Source organism: Streptomyces sp. ActVer (genome assembly GCF_027270795.1).
GTDB classification, from domain to species: Bacteria; Actinomycetota; Actinomycetes; order Streptomycetales; family Streptomycetaceae; genus Streptomyces; species Streptomyces umbrinus_A.
In genome coordinates, this window is the sequence record NZ_JAPWHT010000924.1 from 1 (window position 1) to 1,121 (window position 1,121).

A 1,121-nucleotide genomic window follows, 5' to 3' on the forward strand; every position below is an offset into this window, starting at 1 on the left:
CGCCTCCCCTCGCTGCGGGAGAGGTGGTGCAGGTCCGCCATGAGGAGCATGTTCTCCTCGCCCGTGATCAGACCGTCGACAGCGGAGAACTGACCGGTGACACCGATCGCGGCCCGCACCCCGTCCGGTGACGTGGTGACGTCGTGGCCCGCGACCTGGGCCTGGCCGCCGTCGGCCGAGATGAGCGTGGAGAGGATCTTCACGGCGGTGGTCTTGCCGGCGCCGTTCGGGCCGAGCAGGGCGAACACCGACCCGGCCGGGATGCGCAGATCGATCCCGTCGAGGACGGTCTTGTCGCCGAACGACTTGCGCAGACCGACAGTGGATACGGCGGCCGGCGACGCGTGGCCGTCCCGCTGCTTGGACGTGGACATGACAGATGAAGGCATGGAGCCCTCCCGTTAGAAGGCTGAAGGGGGTGGGGGATCGGAAGAGATGAGGCTGGTGAGGGGCGGGGTCCGCCGAGGCGAGGGCGCTCAGGCCTTTCAGGCCTTGGCGCGGAGGACGTCGATGTTTCCCCAGTTGGACCGTGCGCGGACCTTGACGGTCTCCTCGGTCTGCTCCGGGGCCTCGGACGCGGCGAGCGTGTTGCGTACGTGCCCGCGGTTGGAGCTGACGTCGAGCCAGGCGGCGGTGCCCTCGCGGATACCGACCTCGATGGCGCCGTTGGAGGTCTCCAACTGGACGGTGCCGCGGACGACTTCGGCGACACGAAGGGAGCCGTTGGTCGTGGTGCCCACGACCGACGCCTCGGCGCGCGCGATGTCGATGGCGCCGTTGGCACCGCTCATCCGCAGCTCGCCGGTCACGGCGCCGACGGTCGTGCTGCCGTGCGAGTTCTTCAGGACGGCGGGGCCGTCGACGACGCCGACGCGCACGTTGCCGGTGCTGGTGGTGATCTCGGCCATGCCTTCGACCCGGTCGACGGTGCTGGAGCCGTGCGAGACCTTCAGCTGCAGCGGGCCCGTGGTGTCGAGGCGGACGTCACCCGCCGAGATCTTCACGCGGACCTCGGCGAGCCGGCCCTCGCCGATCATCTGGGTCCCGGCGCCGGTCATGTCGACGTTCGAGCCCGTGGGCAGTTCGACCGTCACGTCGACGGTGCCGCCGCGCCCGATGAG

General features: G+C 70.3%; 2 protein-coding genes. Both read right to left on the reverse strand.

Annotated features, from left to right (window positions below):
* Positions 1 to 389, reverse strand: a 389-nt coding sequence (locus tag O3Q52_RS53370; protein ID WP_269655584.1) for an ATP-binding cassette domain-containing protein, incomplete at its 3' end; no start/stop codon positions are given.
* A gap of 96 nt (positions 390 to 485) precedes the next feature.
* Positions 486 to 1,121 (reverse strand): DUF4097 family beta strand repeat-containing protein (locus O3Q52_RS53375; protein WP_269655585.1); only part of this gene is annotated, 636 nt, incomplete at its 5' end.